The organism is Streptomyces sp. NPDC059832, assembly GCF_042731715.1.
In the GTDB taxonomy this organism is placed as follows: Bacteria; Actinomycetota; Actinomycetes; order Streptomycetales; family Streptomycetaceae; genus Streptomyces.
This window is the reverse complement of sequence record NZ_JBHWIY010000003.1, coordinates 153397-170501: the sequence shown is the minus strand read 5'-3', so window position 1 is coordinate 170501 and position 17105 is coordinate 153397. Positions and strand designations below refer to the sequence as shown.

Here is a 17105-nt window from a genome sequence, read left to right as displayed (position 1 = left end):
TTTTGCGGCGCGCCAGGCCGGTCGGGGCTCGCCGCCCACACCTGAGACAATGAGTTCCATGGCCTCTGAACGCCCCCGCGTGCTCTCCGGAATCCAGCCCACCGCAGGCTCGTTCCACCTCGGCAACTACCTCGGTGCGGTCCGCCAGTGGGTGGCGCTGCAGGAATCCCACGACGCCTTCTACATGGTCGTGGACCTGCATGCGATCACCATCCCGCAGGACCCCGCGGAGCTGCGCGCGAACACCAGGCTCGCCGTCGCCCAGCTCCTCGCCGCCGGGCTCGACCCGGAGCGCTGCACGCTCTTCGTCCAGAGCCATGTCCCCGAGCACGCCCAGCTCGGCTGGATCATGAACTGCCTCACCGGCTTCGGCGAGGCGTCGCGCATGACGCAGTTCAAGGACAAGTCCGCCAAGCAGGGTGCCGACCGCACCACGGTCGGTCTCTTCACGTACCCGATGCTGATGGTGGCCGACATCCTGCTGTACCAGGCCGACCAGGTCCCGGTCGGCGAGGACCAGCGCCAGCACCTGGAGCTGACCCGCAACCTCGCCGAGCGGTTCAACGGCAGCTACGGCGACACGTTCACCGTGCCGGACCCGTACATCCTCAAGGAGACGGCGAAGATCTACGACCTCCAGGACCCGTCGGCGAAGATGAGCAAGTCGGCGCCGACCCCGAAGGGCCTGATCAACCTCCTGGACGAGCCGAAGGCCACCGCCAAGAAGGTGAAGAGCGCGGTCACCGACACCGACACGGTGATCCGCTTCGACCGGGCCGAGAAGCCCGGTGTCAGTAATCTGCTGAGCATCTACTCGACACTGACCGGGACCGGTATCGCGGATCTGGAGCAGAAGTACGAGGGCAAGGGCTACGGTGCGCTCAAGACCGACCTCGCCGAGGTCATGGTCGAGTTCGTCACACCGTTCCGTACCCGCACCCAGGAATACCTGGACGACCCGGAGACGCTGGACTCGATCCTGGCCAAGGGCGCGGAGAAGGCCCGTGCCGTCGCGGCCGAGACCCTGGCCCGGACGTACGACCGGATGGGCTTTCTGCCCGCGAAGCACTGAGTCCAAGGACCCTGGCGGTTTCGCGGCCGCAGGCGTCACACTGGCGATGGGAAGCCGAACCGGTCGGTGGCCGAAAACAGGCCACCGGCCATCGAGGATTGAGGAGGACGACGTGGGGACCGTAACGCTCGGCGTTTCGATCGCGGTCCCGGAGCCCTACGGCAGCCTGCTCCAGGAGCGGCGCGCGAGCTTCGGGGACCCTGCCGCGTACGGCATTCCCACGCACGTCACCCTTCTCCCGCCGACCGAGGCCGAGGCGGCCGACCTGCCCGCGATCGAGGCGCATCTCGCCCAGATCGCGACGGGCGGCCGCCCCTTCCCGATGCGGCTGTCCGGCACCGGGACCTTCCGTCCCCTCTCGCCGGTCGTCTTCGTCCAGGTCGTCGAGGGCGCCTCGGCCTGCACCTGGCTGCAGAAGCGGGTCCGGGACGCCTCCGGGCCGCTGGTGCGCGAGCTCCAGTTCCCGTACCACCCGCATGTGACCGTGGCGCACGACATCGCCGAGGAGGCGATGGACCGGGCGTACGCGGAGCTCGCCGACTACGAGGCGTCCTGGTCCTGCGGTTCCTTCGCGCTGTACGAGCAGGGCCCGGACAGCGTCTGGCGCAAGATCAACGAGTTCCCGTTCGGCGCCGGGAGCGGGGCGTCCGCCGTGCCCGCGCAGGGCGGCTCCTCCGTGGACGAGCCCTCCCTGCACTGAGCACCTCCCCGGCGCCCCCGGTTCAGAGCGGCAGCCGCCTGAACAGCGGGCGCGGCACATGCCGCAGCGCCGACATCACCGCACGCAGCGACCCGGGCACCCACACCGTCTCCGAACGCCGCCGCAGCCCCGTCACGATGGCCTCCGCGACCGCGTCCGGAGTCGTGGTGAGCGGCGACGCCTCCAGCGGCGCCGAGGCGAACCGGGCCGAGGCGGACCGTGCCGCGGTGATCCGCGAGGGCGCGAGCAGGGCCGCCCCGCCCCGGGCCGCCAGTGGCGTGGCCGGTGCGGCCGGCACCGTTTCCGCGGCCGGCTCCGGCCGTACGACGCCGGGGCGCACGACCATCACATGCACCCCCGTCCCGTGCAGCGCGTCCCCCAGCCCCTGCGTGAACGCGTCCAGCCCCGCCTTGCTGGACCCGTAGATGAAGTCGGCGCGGCGGACGCGTTCGCCCGCCACCGAGGACAGCACCACCAGCGAGCCGTGCCCCTGCGCCTGGAGCGCGCCGGCGCACACGAGCCCGGCGGAGACCGCCCCCGTGTAGTTGGTCTGGGCGACCCGGACCGCGGAGAGCGGTTCCTCCTCGTCGCGCCCCTGGTCGCCCGCGATGCCGAAGGCGAGCAGCACCATGTCGATGTCGCCCTCGGCGAAGACCGCGCCGAGCGTGGTCTCGTGGGACGCGGAGTCGAGGGCGTCGAAGTCGACCGTACGGACGTCGGCGCCGCGTGCGCGCAGTTCGGCGGCGGCCGCGTCGAGGGCGGGGGAGGGGCGTCCGGCCAGCCGGACCGTGCGGGTCCGCAGGGCGATCAGCCGCCGTGCGGTGGCCAGGGCGATCTCCGAGGTGCCGCCGAGGACGAGCAGGGACTGCGGGGCTCCGAAGGCGTCCTTCACGGGAACACTCCTTGCAGGCGTAGGGAGTCGGGGGTGGGATCGGGAGGGCGGAGTGCGGCGGCGGTCAGAGCGACAGCCGGCGCGACAGGTCGGAGCGGAAGGCCCCGCCCGGGTCGAGCTCGGCGCGCAGCGACCGGAAGTCGGCCAGCCTCGGGTACATCGCGGCCAGCAGCTCCGGCCGGAGCCGGGAGTCCTTCGCCAGGCAGACCCGGCCGCCGGCCGCCGCCACCTCCTCGTCCAGCGAGTCCAGAAACCGGGCCAGGCCGGGCAGGGCGGCGGGCAGGTCGAGGGCGAGCGTCCAGCCGCGCATCGGGAACGACAGCCAGCCCGGGTCGCCGGCGCCGAACCGCTTGAGCACGGCGTTCGACGTCGGGCAGCGCCGCTGGGAGATCCGGCGCACGATCCGGCGCAGCACCTCCTCCTGACCGGGTCCGACGACGAACTGGTACCGCACGGATCCGGCCCGCCCGTGGACCCGGTTCCACTGCGGCAGGCCGTCCAGGGGGTGGAAGAACGCGGCCAGCCTCTGGAGTTCGCCGATCCGGTACCGGGGCGCGCCGCGGTACCGGAGCTCGTTGAAGAGGGCGGCCGGGGCGCCGCCGAGCAGTGCTTCGGGTACGAGGACGGGGGCGGCCGGCAGCGGCCCCGGGCGGAACGCGAGCGGTGTGCGCCGGGCGTGCGCCGGGAGCGCGTATCGGGGTACGTGCTCCCCCCGGGTGAGCACGGAGCGCCCTGTCGCCCGGCCGCGGGCGCGGAGATCGATCCAGGCGGCCGAGTAGCGGTAGCGGTGGTCCCCGGCACAGAGCCGCTCCAGCAGGTCGTCCAGATCGACGGCGCGTTCGGTGTCGACCGACATCCACGAGCTGGTGACGCGGTGGCACCGGAGCGTGGCCGAGAGGATCACCCCCGTCAGCCCCAGGCCGCCCGCGGTCGCTTCGAAGAGACCGGTGCCGGGCCGGACCGTACGGATCTCGCCCTCGGCGGTCAGCAGCTCCAGCTCCTGGACGTGCCGGGAGAAGGAGCCGGAGCGGTGCTGGTTGTGGCCGTGGATGTCGGCGCCGATCGCGCCGCCCACGGTGACGTAACGGGTCGTGGGCGTGACGGGGACGAACCAGCCGAGCGGCAGCAGGACTTCCATCAGCCGGTGCAGGCTGACCCCGGCGTCGCAGACCACGAGTCCGGCCCCGGCGTCGACGGTGCGGATCCGGTTCAGCGCGGTCATGTCGAGGACGGAGCCGCCCGCGTTCTGGGCCGCGTCGCCATGGGCCCGGCCGAGGCCCCGGGCGATGGAGCCGCGCGGTCCGCAGCCGCGTACCGTCGCCGCCGCCTCCTCGTACGAACGGGGGCGGAAACGCAGGGCGGCCGTCGGGGCGGTGCGGCCCCAGCCGGTCAGGGACACGGTGTCGACAGACATGACGGTGACCGTATCGCCCGAGAAAACCCTTTCGAGGTATTTGTTACAACACTCACCGAAATGGGTGATTGAGGAGGCGTCAGTCCGTACGGCAGCGGGGCCCGGTGCCGGTTATCCGCGACCGGGAGGGTAGTCGTACGTCATGGACTGGCTGAAAAACCTCCCCGTCATCGGGCCGATCGTCTCCCGGCTGATGACGACGCACGCCTGGCGCTCCTACGAGACGCTGGAGCGGGTCCACTGGGCCAGGCTGGCCGCCGCGATCACCTTCATCAGTTTTCTGGCGCTCTTCCCGCTGATCGCGGTCGGTGCGGCGATCGGTGCCGCGCTGCTCTCCACCGGGCAGCTCCACAAGATCGAGGACAAGCTCGCCGAGCAGGTGCCCGGCATCTCCGACCAGCTCGGCATCGACAACCTGGTGACCCACGCGGGGACGGTCGGACTGGTGGCCGGTGCGCTGCTGCTCTTCACCGGTATCGGCTGGATCGGCTCGATGCGGGACTGCCTGCGTGCGGTCTGGGGCCTGGACGATGTGGATCTGGGCAATCCGGTCCTGCGCAAACTCAAGGACGTGGGGCTGCTGTTCGGCCTCGGCGGGGCGGCGCTCGCCACGTTCGCCGTGTCGTCGGTCGGCTCCGTCGCCGTCGGCTGGGCCGCCGATCTGCTGGGCATCTCGGACCGGGGGGCGGGCGGTGTGGTGCTGCGGGTGGCCGCCATGGTCGTGGGGGCGCTCGCCGGCTTCCTGCTGCTGCTCTATCTGCTGACCCTGCTGCCCGGGGTCGAGCCCCCGCGGCGCAGGCTGCTGGTCGCCGGGGTGATCGGCGCGGTCTGTTTCGAACTGCTCAAGCTGCTGCTCGGCAGCTATATGGAGAGCGTGGCGTCGAAGAGCATGTACGGCGCCTTCGGGGTGCCGGTCGCGCTGCTGCTGTGGATCAACTTCTCGGCGAAGCTGCTGCTGTTCTGCGCCGCCTGGACGGCGACGCAGAACAGCGAGGACACCGGGAAGGCGTCCGAAGCCGTCAGCGGCGAGGAAGGCGGCGCATCAGGTCCGGCAGCGGCCAGCGCCGGTTGACCAGGAACACCCCGCCGGCCAGCAGCACCAGGACGCCTCCGGCGATGCCCAGCGCGATCCCGGCGCCTCCGCCGCCGCTCTCGGCCGCGGCGGCCTTCGCGGTCTGCGCGGGGCCGTTCCGGCCCTCGCCCTTGCCCTGTTCGGCCGCGGGACCCTTCCCGGTGCCGGTGGCGGCGGACTTCGGGGGCACCAGTTCGCCGACCGGGGTCACCTTGCCGCTCGCGTCGAAGCCCCAGTCGAGGAGGTCGGCGGCTTCGTCGTAGACGGCGTGGGGCTTTTCGGACGACGGGTTCATGACGGTGACGAGCAGCACCTTGCCATTGCGTTCGGCGACACCGGTGAAGGTGTTGCCGGCGTGCGTGGTGTAGCCGTTCTTGACGCCCGCGATGCCCTTGTACGGCTCGACGCCACCCGCGCCGGTGAGCAGCTTGTTGGTGTTCTGGATGCCGAAGCTCTCGCGCTTCCCGTTCTTCTCCGCGCCGGGGAACTGCGCCTCGGCCGTCGAGCAGTACTCCCGGAAGTCCGCCTTCTGCAGCCCGCTGCGGGCGAACAGCGTCAGGTCGTACGCGCTGGAGACCTGGTCGGGCGCGTCGTACCCGTCGGGCGACACCACCTTCGTGTCGAGGGCCTGCAACTCCTCGGCGTGCGCCTGCATGGCGTCGACGGTCTTGGGGACGCCGCCGTACATCGAGGACAGCACATGCACCGCGTCGTTGCCCGACCGCAGGAACACCCCGAGCCACAGGTCGTGGACCGTGTAGGTGAGCTTCTCCTTGACGCCGACCAGGCTGCTGCCCTCGCCGAGATCGGCGAGATCCTCGTCCTTGACCGTGTACTTCTGGGTCTTCGGCTGCAGCGCGGGCATCACGGTGTCCGCGAAGAGCATCTTCAGGGTGGAGGCGGGAGGCAGCCGCCAGTGCGGGTTGTGCGAGGCGAGGACCTGGCCGCTCTCCGCGTCCGCGACGATCCAGGACCTGCCCGTGAGGTCCTTCGGCAGCACCGGGGCGTCCGGTCCCAGCTTGACCTGCGTGCCGGTCCGGCCCAGCAGTTCGCCGCCGACCTGGGACATGTCCGCAGGTGGCTTCGGCTGGTCGTCGGAGGTGTCCTTGTCGACCGCCGATGCCGGGCTGACGACAAAAGTGGACAACAAAGCGGCAGAGATGACCGTCAGTGCGGTCTTTTTGAGAGCAGGCACGGTCGGAAACGTACATGGGGAAGATATGGGAATGGGTGCGGACGGCTTGACCCGCCGGGTGTTCCGCCGGGACAGCCCACCCCGGGCGGCTTTGCCGGAGAGCGGCGGCGATACTGAGTCCATGAAGCTCAGCCGCCCCGTCTCCTGGTTCCTGCTCGCCTTCGGGGTGTGGAGCTGGTTCATCTGGATCACTTTCGTCAAGAACCTGTGGAAGGACGGCAGCGGACTCGCCTTCGACGACGCGGGTGACCCGACTGCGTACTTCTGGGTGCATCTGCTGCTCGCCATCACGTCCTTTCTCCTGGGGACGGCTGTCGGTGTGATCGGGTTCCGTGGCGTCAGGGCCCTGCGCCGCGAACGCGCATAACAGGCCGTACGGCGGGCGGGGAGAACAAGTGGCAGTGGCCGGTCTCGCGGTGATGGTGATCGTGGTGCTCGCGCTGCTCGCCGGCGTGCACCGCTATCTCTGGCGCCGCCTCGTCGGTGACACGACGGCCGAGGGCGGTGTCCTGCGCACGGCCGGCACGGTGGCCGCGTTCGTCCTGCCCCTGCTGAGCATCGGCGCGCTGGTCTCCGGCCGCACCGGTGCGCCCTTCTGGCTCCAGCGGGTGCTGGCCTGGCCGGGCTATCTGTGGCTGGCCGCCGTGCTGTACCTGACGCTGGCGCTGCTGGTGGGGGAGGTGGCACGGCCGGTTCTGCGCCGGGTGCTCGCGGGCCGGGCGAAGGGCGCGGACGTGGCGTCAGCGGACGACGCATCCCCAGTAAATCGCCCAAACGGTGCAAATCACTCGAATCTCCCCTCGGGTGCCGAGGCTTCCGCTCCACCGGTTCCCGGTGCCGCTGCCCCGGCCACCCTCGTCGCCGACGCCCCCGCCCCGCACCGCCCCGACGCCCCCACACGGCGCCTGTTCGTCGCCCGCGCCGTCGGCGGTGCCGCGGCCGTCGCGGGGCTCGGCACGGTCGGCTACGGCACCTACGGGGTGCTGCGCGGGCCGCGGGTCAAGCGGATCACCGTCCCGCTCGCCAAACTGCCGCGCTCCGCGCACGGCTTCCGGATCGCCGTCGTCAGCGACATCCACCTCGGTCCGATCCTCGGCCGTGCCCACACCCGGCGGATCGTCGACACGATCAACCGGACCCAGCCGGATCTGGTCGCCGTCGTCGGGGATCTCGTCGACGGAACCGTCGCCGACCTCGGGCCGGCCGCGGAGCCGCTCGCCCGGCTGAGTTCCCGGCAGGGGAATTTCTTCGTCACCGGTAATCACGAGTACTACTCCGGCGCCGCCCAATGGGTCGACCAGGTGAGGGAATTGGGCCTCCACCCGCTGGAGAACGCCCGGGTCGAGATCGGCGGATTCGATCTTGCGGGCGTCAATGACATCGCCGGGGAGAGCGAGGGGCAGGGCCCCGACTTCGACCGCGCGCTCGGCGACCGGGACCGTACCCGCGCCGCCGTCCTCCTGGCCCATCAGCCCGTCGTCATCCATGACGCCGTCGCCCACGGCGTGGACCTCCAGCTCTCCGGTCACACCCACGGCGGCCAGCTCTGGCCGGGCAACTACATCGCGGATCTGGCCAATCCCACGGGCGCCGGGCTCGACCGGTACGGCGACACCCAGCTGTACGTATCGCGGGGCGCGGGCGCCTGGGGCCCGCCCGTACGGGTCGGCGCGCCGTCCGACATCACCGTCGTGGAACTCGCTTCCCTCCGGGCGTGACTCTCCGTCGACGACAGGTTCCGGACGTCCAGATGCACCCAAGGTTTCAACTGTCGAACAAAAGGCTATGAGTCACAGTTTTGCTCTTCCAGATGTGAAATTCGTGTGATTGGCTGATCGTGAGCATGCGGTGATGTGCGGATCTGACGCACAACGCCGAGGTGGGGCTGGTAAGGGAGAGCACGGCAATGCGGTCGATCCGGCTACGGGTTCTCGCGATTTTCGCGGTTTTGGTCATCGCAGGCGTCGTCGCCTGGCAGTTGCTTCCTTCGGACGAGGTGAAGAACGACCCGGTCGCGGTCGGCACGACCGATGTGGTCACCTCGCTCGACCCCGCGGGTGCGTACGACGCGGGTTCCTGGGCGATCTACAGCAACCTCTACCAGTCCCTCATGACGTTCAAGTCCGGGGCGATCGTCCCCGAACCCGACGCCGCCGAGAGCTGCGGGTTCATCGGCCAGAAGCTCCAGACGTACCAGTGCAAGCTGCGCGACGACCTGACCTTCTCCAACGGCCGGAAGATCACGGCCGAGGACGTCAAGTACTCCATCGAGCGCATGATCAGGATCAAGACGGACGTCGGTCCGTGGATCCTGTTCCCGAGCCTCAAGAACGTGGTGGCCGACGGCCGCACCATCACGTTCAACCTCTCCTCGCGCGACGCGACCTTCCCGCAGAAGCTCGCCACCGGAGCCGGTTCGATCGTCGACCGCGAGTCGTACCCGCCGAACAAGCTCCGCAAGGGGAACACCGTCGACGGCTCGGGCCCGTACCTGCTGAAGTCGTACCGGGCGGGCGAGATCGCCGAGCTGGTCCCCAACCCCCTCTACAAGGGTGCGCTGAGCAAGACCGGTGTCCCGGTCACCGTTCACTACTACAAGAAGTCGGACGAACTCCAGGCCGCCTGGAAAGCCAAGCAGCTCGACGTCACGCACCGCGAACTGCCGCCGGCCACGCTCGCCGAGCTGAACCCCGGCGACCCCGACCTGCGCGTCACCGAGGCGGACAGCGCCGAGATCCGCAACCTCGTCTTCAACGTCCGGCCGAGCTCTCCGCTGGCCGACAAGAGGGTCCGGCAGGCCATCGCCTCGATCATCGACCGCGGGCCGCTGGTGAGCGGTATCTACAAGGGCACGGTCGAGCCGCTCTACTCGCTGATCCCGCAGGGCTACATCGGGCACAGCACACCGTTCTTCGACGCCTACCCCTCGCCCGACCCGGAGCGCGCCAAGAAGCTGATGAAGGACGCCGGCGTGCAGACTCCGCTGAACATCAGCTTCGGCTACCGCGGCGGCGACGAGACGTACGCCAAGGAGACCGCGGAGCTCCGCCGCCAGCTGGAGGCCGACGGGCTGTTCAAGGTCACGGTCCACGCCGTCGACTGGATGAAGTTCCAGAAGGAGTACGCGGCCGGCAAGTACGACGCGTACACGGTCGGCTGGCTCCCCGACTACCCGGACTCCGACACCTTCAGCCAGCCGCTGGTCGGCCGCGACAACAGCCTCCACAACGGCTACTCCAACAAGAAGGTGGACAGCCTGATCGGCTCCACGCTGCAGTACAGCGACCGCGGGCGCACCGCGGCCGACTTCAAGGAGCTCCAGGCACAGGTGGGCGAGGACGTGCCGCTGGTCCCGCTGTGGCAGAAGAAGGACTACGTCGTCAGCACGACGGACGTCTCCGGCTCGCAGTACCTCTCGGACGGCACCGGCCTCTGGCGGCTCTGGGAACTGAAGCGGATCTGACGGTCCTTAGGTCCTGACGGTCTGCCGGACCGGACACGGGGCGGTCGTACCGGCGCTGCCGGGCGGCCGCCCCGCCGCGTTCCTAGTCCGATGCGCCGGACCGGGCCCGGCCCCCGGGCTTCGCGGTGCCGGGGAGGAACTCCTCCAGCACGTCGTGGATCTGCCGCACCAGCGGACGCAGCACCCGGAACCGGGAGAGCGCGATGGCGCGGGCGCCGATCGGGGCGGAGCGCTCGACCAGGCGGCGGCTGCGTGCGGTGTGCTCCGTCCGGTCGTACACCCAGTACAGCACCAGGCCCATCTGCATCAGCCACATCAACTGCGGCAGCAGCTCAGCCAGTTCGGGGTCGGTCTTGGTGTCCGAACCGGCCAGGCACCGCCGGTGGATGGAGATCGCCGCCTCGCGGGCCGCGACCGACTCCGCCGAGAACGGGCTGAGCGGGCTCTCCGGGTCGGCGGCGTTCTTGAAGAACTGGGCGGCGAAGCGGTGGTACGGCTCCGCCACGTCCAGCCAGGTGAGCAGGACCCCGCGCATGCGCACCGCGAGGTCCCGGTCGCCGTCCAGGACAGGTTGCACGGCCGCCGCGTGCTCGGCGGCGAGCCGGTCGTAGAAACCCTGGACGAGGTGCTCCTTGTTCGTGAAGTAGTAGTAGGCGTTCCCCACGGAGACGCCCGCCTCCTGGGCGATGGCCCGCATCGTCGTCTTGTCGTAGCCGCGTTCCTGGAAGAGCCGGAGCGCCGTTTCGAGGATGAGTGTGCGGGTCTGCTCGCTCTTGGGAGCCTTGACTTCCTTCACGTCCTTCGCTTCCTTCGCCACAGCCCCGAGGGTATCCGGCCCGGTCAGCCCTCGGATCCGGGGACCGTACAGGCGCCGTCCCCGACCCCCTTGCCGCACGGCGGAGCGGTCAGGGACCGGTACTTGGCGGCGGCGAGCACGGTGGCTCGGGCGAACGGGCGGCCCGCCGGGGTGGTCAGCCAGTGTGCCCTGGGCCGGTGCTCGGCCAGCGCCCAGAGGCAGACGATCCACGCGGAGGTCCCGCGGTAGATCTGCCCCCGGTCGCCGATCACCGTGATCTCGTCCAGCGTCCCGGCGTGGTCGAGCCCGGGGAAGCGGCGGCGCGCCTCCTCGGAGGCCGCCGGGACGAGGTCGAGCGGGACGAGCTGACGCTGCTTCATCAGCCACTGCCGCAGATGGAGGCAGAGCGAGCACCGTGCGTCGTACAGCACCGTGAGGCGCTCGACGGAGAGCCGCCGCCCGCCCGGTCCGTCCGCCATGGCGCTCAGGCCCTCGGGGCGGGCGCCGCCCACGGGCCGTTGCCCGGCCCCGTCCAGCCCTGCGGAGCCACGGGCGGGGTCTGCTCACGCTCCATCAGACCGCGGCGGCGGATCTTGTTGAGCACATAGACATTGCCGAGGTGCATCACACCGAGGACGAGCAGGACGACGCCGAGCTTCACCGACAGTGCCTCGAAGAGCCCGCGGGCGTCGGTGACGCCGTCGGAGTTCCTCAGGTAGAGGGTGACGAAGCCCAGGTTGACCAGGTAGAAGCCGACCACCAGCAGATGGTTGACGGCATCGGCGAGTTTCTCGTTCCCGTGCAGCACATCGGCGAGGAACACCTTGCCGTTGCGGCTGAGCGTGCGCGCGACCCAGACGGTCAGTGCCACGCTGATCAGCAGGTAGATGACATACGCGACAACAGTGAGGTCCATGCCCCACCCTCCTTTGAACGCGTTCAAAAGCTGTTGTCATGGACTGTAGACCTGCTTTTGAACATGTTCAAGCCGGGGTCGCGGCGACGTGCTCCGCCTGCCTGCCCGGCGCCCCGAAGCGCCGTACGCCCGGCACCGCGGCCGTCCCCAGGCAGGCCGCGCCGACCGCCACCGCGGCCACGGTCAGGGGCACTTCGGCGCCCCAGGCCGAGGCCGCGAGCGGGGCCAGGGCGTAGCCGAGCGGCATCGCGCCGAGGGAGAGCAGCCAGTCGTACGAGGTCACCCGGGCCAGGGCGTGTGCCGGTACGGCGGACTGGACCGAGGTCTCCCAGACCGGGCCGAGGAAACCGAGGCCGGCCTGGGCGACGCCGTACGCGGCGATGGTGAGCGCGACGGGTGCGTGGGCGGCCAGCAGGCCGAGCGGCAGGGCGTACGTGGCAAGACCCAGGTTGGCGACCAGGACCGGACGGCGGGGGCGGGCCCGGCCGGCCAGCAGGGAGCCGAGGAGCAGGCCGACCGCGCCGGTCTGGAGGAGGGCGACCCAGACACCCTTGCCGCCCAGCTCCCGGACGAAGAGCGCCGGGCCGACCGTCATCAGGACGGCCGCCGCGCCGTTCCAGGCGGCGTGCGCGATCAGGCTCGTCCAGTACCAGTCACGGCCGCGGACCTCGCCCCAGCCCTCCTTGAGGTCGCTGAACAGTGAACGCCGGGGGATGGGTACGTGCCGTACCTCGATGGCGGACAGCAGTGCGGCGCTCACCGCGAAACTGGCGCCGTCCAGCACGAAGGCCCAGCCCGGACCCGCGGTGAGGACCAGCGCACCGGCGAGGGCCGGTCCGCCGAGCCGGGTGGTGCTGCCGACGACCGCCATCAGCGAGTTGGCGCGCAGCAGCCCGGACTCCGCCACGGTGCCGCGGATCAGCGGCGAGACGGTCGGCATCGCGAACGCCCCGGCGGCGCCGCCGATCGCCTCGGCGAGAGCGATCTGCCAGAGCGCGGGGTCGCCGCCGAGCAGCTCGGCGCCGACGAAGAGCTGGGTCGCGCACCGTACGAGATCCGTGGTGAGCGCGACCGTACGGGCGTTGAAGCGGTCGCCCACGACGCCGCCCAGCGGCAGCAGGAGCAGCTTGGGGACCATCGCGCAGCCGAGGACCAGAGCGAGCGCCCCGGTCGAGCCGGTGGCCAGATAGACGGCCAGGGAGAGGGCGGTGGGGATGACGGCGTCACCGAGGAGCGAGAGAGTGCGCCCGACGAAGAGCAGGCGGAAGGCGCGTGTGCGCAAGGGATGAGGCATATGCGAGAACTTATTTCGATACCGAACTATTCGTCAACGAAATATCTGGTTCCGAAGAGTAGTTGGAGGCCGGGCGTAGGCTCTCCCCATGGAGCGACGCGACTGGACCGACGGACATGTGGAGCGCTGGAAGCCCGTGCTTCCCGGCCTCGATCCCGATGTCGAGGGCGCGGTGACCCGCATGAAGAAGCTCTCCGTCCATCTGCGCCGGGTACGCGAACAGTCCCTGGTCGATTTCGACCTGGACCGCCAGGAGTTCGACACGCTCCACAAGCTGGCCGGACGCGGCGGGAAGGCGGCCCCTTCCGAGCTCGCCGCCGACCTCGACCTCGCGCCCGCCTCCGTCACCGGCCGGCTGGACGCGCTGGAGCGGCGCGGCTTCGTCCGCCGCACGCCCTCCACCACCGACCGCCGACGGGTCGACGTGGAACTCACCGACGAGGGCCGCTCGACCTGGCTGGGCGCGATGGACGTCCTCGGCAACGAGGAGTACCGGCTGCTCGGTGTCCTCGACAAGGACGAGCGCACGCTGCTCAACGACATGCTGCGGCGCGTCATGGTGGTCGCCGAGGACCGGGGCGGCGCCGCCTGGGACTGAGCCGGGAGCGCTCAGCGCGTCCCGTCGGCCGCGCCGGTCGCCTCACCGGGGTCGGTGACGAGGGAGTCGGCCGGCTCCGCCCGCGGCTCGTCCAGGTCCTTCGCGAGGATGCGGCCGAGCGTCTCGTTCCACCGCCGGGCCGCCTCCTCCACCGAGGGCCGGAAGCCGCGGCGCAGCGGAACGCCCGCCGGCAGCAGCGCGAACGCGGCGCCCGGCCGCAGATGACGGCCCTTCACCGGGGCGAGGCCGGGGACGGCCCGCCCGTCCGGCAGCACGGTCTCCCGGCCCCGGGTGGACTCGGCGAGATCCCGGACCGACGAGGCGTACGCGTCGACCAGTTCACGGTCCGGCGCGACGACGGTGACGGTGTGGCGGAGGCGGGCCAGCGGTGAAGGCCGTCAGATGCTCATCGCACGGGCCGTGTTGAGCTGGGCCATCACCATGGGGAAGGTGTCGGGGCCGACCGCCGGGATCATCGTCGAGTGGTGCCGCCCGCCGCTGGTCACCGAGACCTGGACGAAGCCGGTGGTCCGCTTCTCCTTCATCAGGAGGAACAGCAGACCGACCAGACAGAACAGCGCGAAGACGATCGCGAGCACGATCCCCACCGTCGGGATCTTCTCCTCGGTGCGCGTCAGGTCGGTGGCCGTCCACACCGCGCCCTTGAGCGGCATCGGACCGGCCGGAGTCACGATCTGGTCCTGCATGACCGCGATGTCACCGAACGCCAGGACCGGCATACCGGCGCCCATCGGGGCGCCCGGCTGCTGCGGGAAGCCGTGACCGGGCATGGTCGGCTGGGCCGCGACGCCCTGCGGGTAGCCGTAGCCGGGGCCGGGCTGGGCCGCGGACTCGGGCAGCGGCTGCGGGTAGCCGTACGCGGGGGTGGCCGGACCGGGGTGCCCCTGGCCGTCCGCGACGGTGGGCGGATTGCCCGGCTGCTGGGGAGCCGGCCCCCACTTGTATGAGTCGTCCGCGTACGGATTCGGATCGCTCAACGTTCCCCGCTCTCAAATCAAGCCTGTGCGCCCCGGGCCCTGCTGCGCCGGCGGCGAACCGGTGCCCGGTTCCGCACGACCGTACCGCCAAGACCCGGACGGCGCAGCAAGAGGCCCCGCTCCCCGCAGTGTTCCTGCGGAGAACGGGGCCTCGATGCGGCTGTTGTGCCGGTGGGGGTCAGAAGCGGCGCGTGATCAGCGCCCGCTTGACCTCCTGGATCGCCTTGGTGACCTCGATGCCACGGGGGCAGGCGTCCGTGCAGTTGAAGGTGGTGCGGCAACGCCACACCCCGTCACGGTCGTTGAGGATCTCCAGGCGCTGCTCGCCGCCCTCGTCGCGCGAGTCGAAGATGAAGCGGTGCGCGTTGACGATCGCCGCCGGGCCGAAGTACTGGCCGTCGTTCCAGAACACCGGGCACGAGGACGTGCACGCGGCGCAGAGGATGCACTTGGTGGTGTCGTCGAAGCGCTCGCGGTCCTCGGCGGACTGCAGGCGCTCACGGGTCGGCTCGTTCCCCTTGGTGATGAGGAAGGGCATGACGTCGCGGTACGCCTGGAAGAACGGGTCCATGTCGACCACGAGGTCCTTGAGGACCGTGAGGCCCTTTATGGCCTCGACCGTGATCGGCTTCTCCGGGTTGATGTCCTTGATCAGCGTCTTGCAGGCGAGCCTGTTCTTGCCGTTGATCCGCATCGCGTCGGAGCCGCAGATGCCGTGCGCGCAGGAGCGGCGGAAGGTCAGGGTGCCGTCCATCTCCCACTTGATCTTGTGAAGGGCGTCGAGCACACGCTCCTTCGGGTCGATCGAGATCTGGAAGTCCTGCCACTGGACCTCGTCGGAGACCTCGGGGTTGAAGCGGCGGATCCGGAGGGTGACCGTGATGTACGGGGAGGCGGCGGACTCCGCCTCGACCTTGTCCAGAGTCGGGGTTGCCATCAGTACTTACGCTCCATCGGCTGGTAGCGGGTCTGGACGACCGGCTTGTAGTCGAGCCGGATCGACTCGGTGCCGTCGGCCGAGACCTCGCGGTACGCCATGGTGTGGCGCATGAAGTTGACGTCGTCGCGGTTCGGGTAGTCCTCGCGGTAGTGACCGCCGCGGGACTCCTTGCGGGCCAGCGCGGAGGTCGCCATGACCTCGGCCAGGTCGAGCAGGTTGCCCAGCTCGACGGCCTCCAGGAGGTCCGTGTTGAACCGCTTGCCCTTGTCCTGGATGGACACGTCGAGGTAGCGCTTGCGCAGCTCGGCGATCTTGTCGACGGCCGTCTTGATGGTCTGCTCGGTGCGGAACACCATCACGTTGGCGTCCATGCACTCCTGGAGCTCCGTGCGGATCACCGAGACCCGCTCGGTGCCCGTCGAGTTGCGCAGCCGCTCGATCTGCTCCTCGACCATCTGCGCCGGGTTCTCGGGAAGCTCGACGAAGTCGTTCTTCACGGCGTACTCGGCGGCGCCGATGCCCGAGCGGCGTCCGAAGACGTTGATGTCGAGCAGCGAGTTGGTGCCCAGCCGGTTGGCGCCGTGCACGGAGACGCACGCGACCTCGCCGGCGGCGTACAGGCCCGGGACGACGGTGGTGTTGTCGGCCAGCACCTCGCCCTCGACGTTGGTCGGGATGCCGCCCATGGCGTAGTGCGCGGTCGGCTGGATCGGGATCGGGTCCGTGTACGGCTCGATGCCGAGGTACGTACGCGCGAACTCGGTGATGTCCGGGAGCTTGGCGTCCAGCTGCTCCGGCGGCAGGTGAGTGAGGTCGAGGTAGACGTGGTCGCCCTCGGGACCGCAGCCGCGGCCCTCACGGATCTCCGTGTAGATGGAGCGGGACACGACGTCACGGGACGCGAGGTCCTTCATGACCGGCGCGTACTTCTCCATGAAGCGCTCGCCGTCCTTGTTGCGGAGGATGCCGCCCTCACCGCGGGCGCCCTCCGTCAGCAGGATGCCCATGCGCCAGATGCCCGTCGGGTGGAACTGGAAGAACTCCATGTCCTCCAGCGGCAGGCCCCGGCGCCAGGCGGCGGCCTGGCCGTCACCGGTCAGGGTGTGCGCGTTGGACGTCACCTTGAAGAACTTGCCGGTGCCGCCGGACGCGAAGATGATCGACTTCGCCTGGAAGACGTGGATCTCACCGGTCGCCAGCTCGTACGCGACGACGCCGGCGGACTTCTTGACCCCGTCGACGTCCTGGAGCAGCAGGTCCAGGACGTAGAACTCGTTGAAGAACTCCACACCCTCCTTGACGCAGTTCTGGTACAGCGTCTGGAGGATCATGTGGCCGGTGCGGTCCGAGGCGTAGCAGGACCGGCGGACCGGGGCCTCGCCGTGGCTACGGGTGTGACCACCGAAGCGGCGCTGGTCGATGCGGCCCTCGGGCGTGCGGTTGAACGGCAGGCCCATCTTCTCCAGGTCGAGGACGGCGTCGATGGCCTCCTTCGCCAGGATCTCGGCGGCGTCCTGGTCGACCAGGTAGTCGCCGCCCTTGATGGTGTCGAAGGTGTGCCACTCCCAGTTGTCCTCCTCCACGTTGGCGAGCGCGGCGGCCATGCCGCCCTGCGCGGCGCCCGTGTGGGAGCGGGTCGGGTACAGCTTCGTGAGCACGGCGGTACGGCTGCGCTTCGTGGACTCGATGGCCGCGCGCATGCCGGCGCCGCCGGCGCCGACGATGACGGTGTCGTACTTGTGGATCTGCATGATT

Annotated in this window: 18 protein-coding genes; 7 read left to right on the top strand and 11 right to left on the bottom strand. The window is 70.2% G+C overall.

The window, feature by feature from the left end; genetic code table 11:
• Positions 1-58 precede the first annotated feature (58 nt).
• Together trpS and ACFV8T_RS05940 are read left to right on the top strand one after the other, a co-directional pair.
• Entirely contained in the window at positions 59-1072 is a 1014-nt protein-coding gene (gene trpS / locus ACFV8T_RS05945; protein WP_385325084.1) for a tryptophan--tRNA ligase, read from the top strand.
• A 112-nt stretch (positions 1073-1184) separates the two neighbouring features.
• Complete coding sequence (locus ACFV8T_RS05940) at positions 1185-1772, top strand: 2'-5' RNA ligase family protein (RefSeq protein WP_385325082.1); 588 nt, start codon at positions 1185-1187, stop codon at positions 1770-1772.
• Between the two features lie 22 nt (positions 1773-1794).
• Here ACFV8T_RS05940 and ACFV8T_RS05935 read toward each other — a convergent pair whose 3' ends face one another.
• Together ACFV8T_RS05935 and ACFV8T_RS05930 are read right to left on the bottom strand one after the other, a co-directional pair.
• On the bottom strand, positions 1795-2664 hold the full coding sequence (locus ACFV8T_RS05935; protein WP_385325080.1) for an SDR family NAD(P)-dependent oxidoreductase: 870 nt from the start codon (positions 2662-2664) through the stop codon (positions 1795-1797).
• A 64-nt stretch (positions 2665-2728) separates the two neighbouring features.
• Complete coding sequence (locus ACFV8T_RS05930; protein ID WP_385325077.1) at positions 2729-4078, bottom strand: FAD-binding protein; 1350 nt, start codon at positions 4076-4078, stop codon at positions 2729-2731.
• 142 nt (positions 4079-4220) lie between these two features.
• On the opposite strand from ACFV8T_RS05930, the gene ACFV8T_RS05925 reads away from it, so the two are divergent.
• Positions 4221-5150, top strand: a complete 930-nt coding sequence (locus ACFV8T_RS05925) for a YihY/virulence factor BrkB family protein (RefSeq protein WP_385325074.1) — start codon at positions 4221-4223, stop codon at positions 5148-5150.
• On the opposite strand, the gene ACFV8T_RS05920 is transcribed toward ACFV8T_RS05925, so the two are convergent.
• The gene (locus ACFV8T_RS05920) at positions 5098-6345 is read right to left on the bottom strand and encodes a D-alanyl-D-alanine carboxypeptidase family protein (RefSeq protein ID WP_385325072.1); all 1248 of its coding nucleotides are present in this window, start codon (positions 6343-6345) and stop codon (positions 5098-5100) included. The two genes, ACFV8T_RS05925 and ACFV8T_RS05920, sit on opposite strands and share 53 nt — an antisense overlap.
• 121 nt (positions 6346-6466) lie before the next feature.
• Between ACFV8T_RS05920 and ACFV8T_RS05915 the strand changes: the two genes are divergently transcribed.
• The 3 genes from ACFV8T_RS05915 to ACFV8T_RS05905 all read left to right on the top strand — a co-directional run bounded on the left by ACFV8T_RS05915 (position 6467) and on the right by ACFV8T_RS05905 (position 9808).
• Positions 6467-6712 carry an SCO4848 family membrane protein gene (locus ACFV8T_RS05915; RefSeq protein ID WP_093549020.1) on the top strand — a complete coding sequence of 82 codons (246 nt, stop codon included), beginning with the start codon at positions 6467-6469 and terminating at the stop codon, positions 6710-6712.
• Between the two features lie 52 nt (positions 6713-6764).
• A complete protein-coding gene (locus ACFV8T_RS05910) occupies positions 6765-8063 on the top strand; it encodes a metallophosphoesterase (RefSeq protein ID WP_385325548.1) in 1299 nt (432 codons plus the stop codon).
• A 188-nt stretch (positions 8064-8251) separates the two neighbouring features.
• Positions 8252-9808: an ABC transporter substrate-binding protein gene (locus ACFV8T_RS05905; protein ID WP_385325069.1), complete on the top strand. Its 1557-nt coding sequence runs from the start codon at positions 8252-8254 to the stop codon at positions 9806-9808.
• A gap of 82 nt (positions 9809-9890) precedes the next feature.
• On the opposite strand, the gene ACFV8T_RS05900 is transcribed toward ACFV8T_RS05905, so the two are convergent.
• From ACFV8T_RS05900 to ACFV8T_RS05885, 4 genes are all read right to left on the bottom strand, one after another.
• Complete coding sequence (locus ACFV8T_RS05900; RefSeq protein WP_385325067.1) at positions 9891-10625, bottom strand: TetR family transcriptional regulator; 735 nt, start codon at positions 10623-10625, stop codon at positions 9891-9893.
• Positions 10626-10648: 23 nt separating this feature from the next.
• Positions 10649-11083 carry a thiol-disulfide oxidoreductase DCC family protein gene (locus ACFV8T_RS05895; RefSeq protein ID WP_385325064.1) on the bottom strand — a complete coding sequence of 145 codons (435 nt, stop codon included), beginning with the start codon at positions 11081-11083 and terminating at the stop codon, positions 10649-10651.
• Between the two features lie 5 nt (positions 11084-11088).
• Positions 11089-11520 carry a hypothetical protein gene (locus ACFV8T_RS05890; RefSeq protein WP_266415238.1) on the bottom strand — a complete coding sequence of 144 codons (432 nt, stop codon included), beginning with the start codon at positions 11518-11520 and terminating at the stop codon, positions 11089-11091.
• Positions 11521-11587: 67 nt separating this feature from the next.
• Positions 11588-12814, bottom strand: coding sequence for an MFS transporter (locus tag ACFV8T_RS05885; protein WP_385325062.1), 1227 nt, complete (start codon positions 12812-12814; stop codon positions 11588-11590).
• Positions 12815-12902: 88 nt separating this feature from the next.
• Between ACFV8T_RS05885 and ACFV8T_RS05880 the strand changes: the two genes are divergently transcribed.
• Positions 12903-13412: a MarR family winged helix-turn-helix transcriptional regulator gene (locus ACFV8T_RS05880; protein WP_385325059.1), complete on the top strand. Its 510-nt coding sequence runs from the start codon at positions 12903-12905 to the stop codon at positions 13410-13412.
• A gap of 11 nt (positions 13413-13423) precedes the next feature.
• Here the strand turns inward: ACFV8T_RS05880 and ACFV8T_RS05875 are convergent, their stop codons facing one another.
• The 4 genes from ACFV8T_RS05875 to sdhA form a co-directional block, all read right to left on the bottom strand.
• Positions 13424-13687 carry a hypothetical protein gene (locus ACFV8T_RS05875; protein WP_385325057.1) on the bottom strand — a complete coding sequence of 88 codons (264 nt, stop codon included), beginning with the start codon at positions 13685-13687 and terminating at the stop codon, positions 13424-13426.
• A gap of 123 nt (positions 13688-13810) precedes the next feature.
• Positions 13811-14410: a hypothetical protein gene (locus ACFV8T_RS05870; protein WP_385325055.1), complete on the bottom strand. Its 600-nt coding sequence runs from the start codon at positions 14408-14410 to the stop codon at positions 13811-13813.
• 178 nt (positions 14411-14588) lie between these two features.
• Entirely contained in the window at positions 14589-15347 is a 759-nt protein-coding gene (locus ACFV8T_RS05865) for a succinate dehydrogenase iron-sulfur subunit (RefSeq protein ID WP_385325052.1), read from the bottom strand.
• Positions 15347-17101 carry a succinate dehydrogenase flavoprotein subunit gene (gene sdhA, locus ACFV8T_RS05860; protein WP_266415232.1) on the bottom strand — a complete coding sequence of 585 codons (1755 nt, stop codon included), beginning with the start codon at positions 17099-17101 and terminating at the stop codon, positions 15347-15349. Before sdhA ends, ACFV8T_RS05865 begins: the two co-directional genes overlap by 1 nt.
• Positions 17102-17105: the final 4 nt, after the last annotated feature.

Bases quoted from the DNA above. Each gene is read 5' to 3' on its own strand.
- trpS (WP_385325084.1), top strand. From the start codon at position 59: ATGGCCTCTGAACGCCCCCGCGTGCTCTCCGGAATCCAGCCCACCGCA.
- ACFV8T_RS05930 (WP_385325077.1), bottom strand. From the start codon at position 4,078: ATGTCTGTCGACACCGTGTCCCTGACCGGCTGGGGCCGCACCGCCCCG.
- ACFV8T_RS05925 (WP_385325074.1), top strand. From the start codon at position 4,221: ATGGACTGGCTGAAAAACCTCCCCGTCATCGGGCCGATCGTCTCCCGG.
- ACFV8T_RS05915 (WP_093549020.1), top strand. From the start codon at position 6,467: ATGAAGCTCAGCCGCCCCGTCTCCTGGTTCCTGCTCGCCTTCGGGGTG.
- ACFV8T_RS05910 (WP_385325548.1), top strand. From the start codon at position 6,765: ATGGTGATCGTGGTGCTCGCGCTGCTCGCCGGCGTGCACCGCTATCTC.
- ACFV8T_RS05905 (WP_385325069.1), top strand. From the start codon at position 8,252: ATGCGGTCGATCCGGCTACGGGTTCTCGCGATTTTCGCGGTTTTGGTC.
- ACFV8T_RS05895 (WP_385325064.1), bottom strand. From the start codon at position 11,083: ATGGCGGACGGACCGGGCGGGCGGCGGCTCTCCGTCGAGCGCCTCACG.
- ACFV8T_RS05890 (WP_266415238.1), bottom strand. From the start codon at position 11,520: ATGGACCTCACTGTTGTCGCGTATGTCATCTACCTGCTGATCAGCGTG.
- ACFV8T_RS05885 (WP_385325062.1), bottom strand. From the start codon at position 12,814: ATGCCTCATCCCTTGCGCACACGCGCCTTCCGCCTGCTCTTCGTCGGG.
- ACFV8T_RS05880 (WP_385325059.1), top strand. From the start codon at position 12,903: ATGGAGCGACGCGACTGGACCGACGGACATGTGGAGCGCTGGAAGCCC.
- ACFV8T_RS05865 (WP_385325052.1), bottom strand. From the start codon at position 15,347: ATGGCAACCCCGACTCTGGACAAGGTCGAGGCGGAGTCCGCCGCCTCC.
- sdhA (WP_266415232.1), bottom strand. From the start codon at position 17,101: ATGCAGATCCACAAGTACGACACCGTCATCGTCGGCGCCGGCGGCGCC.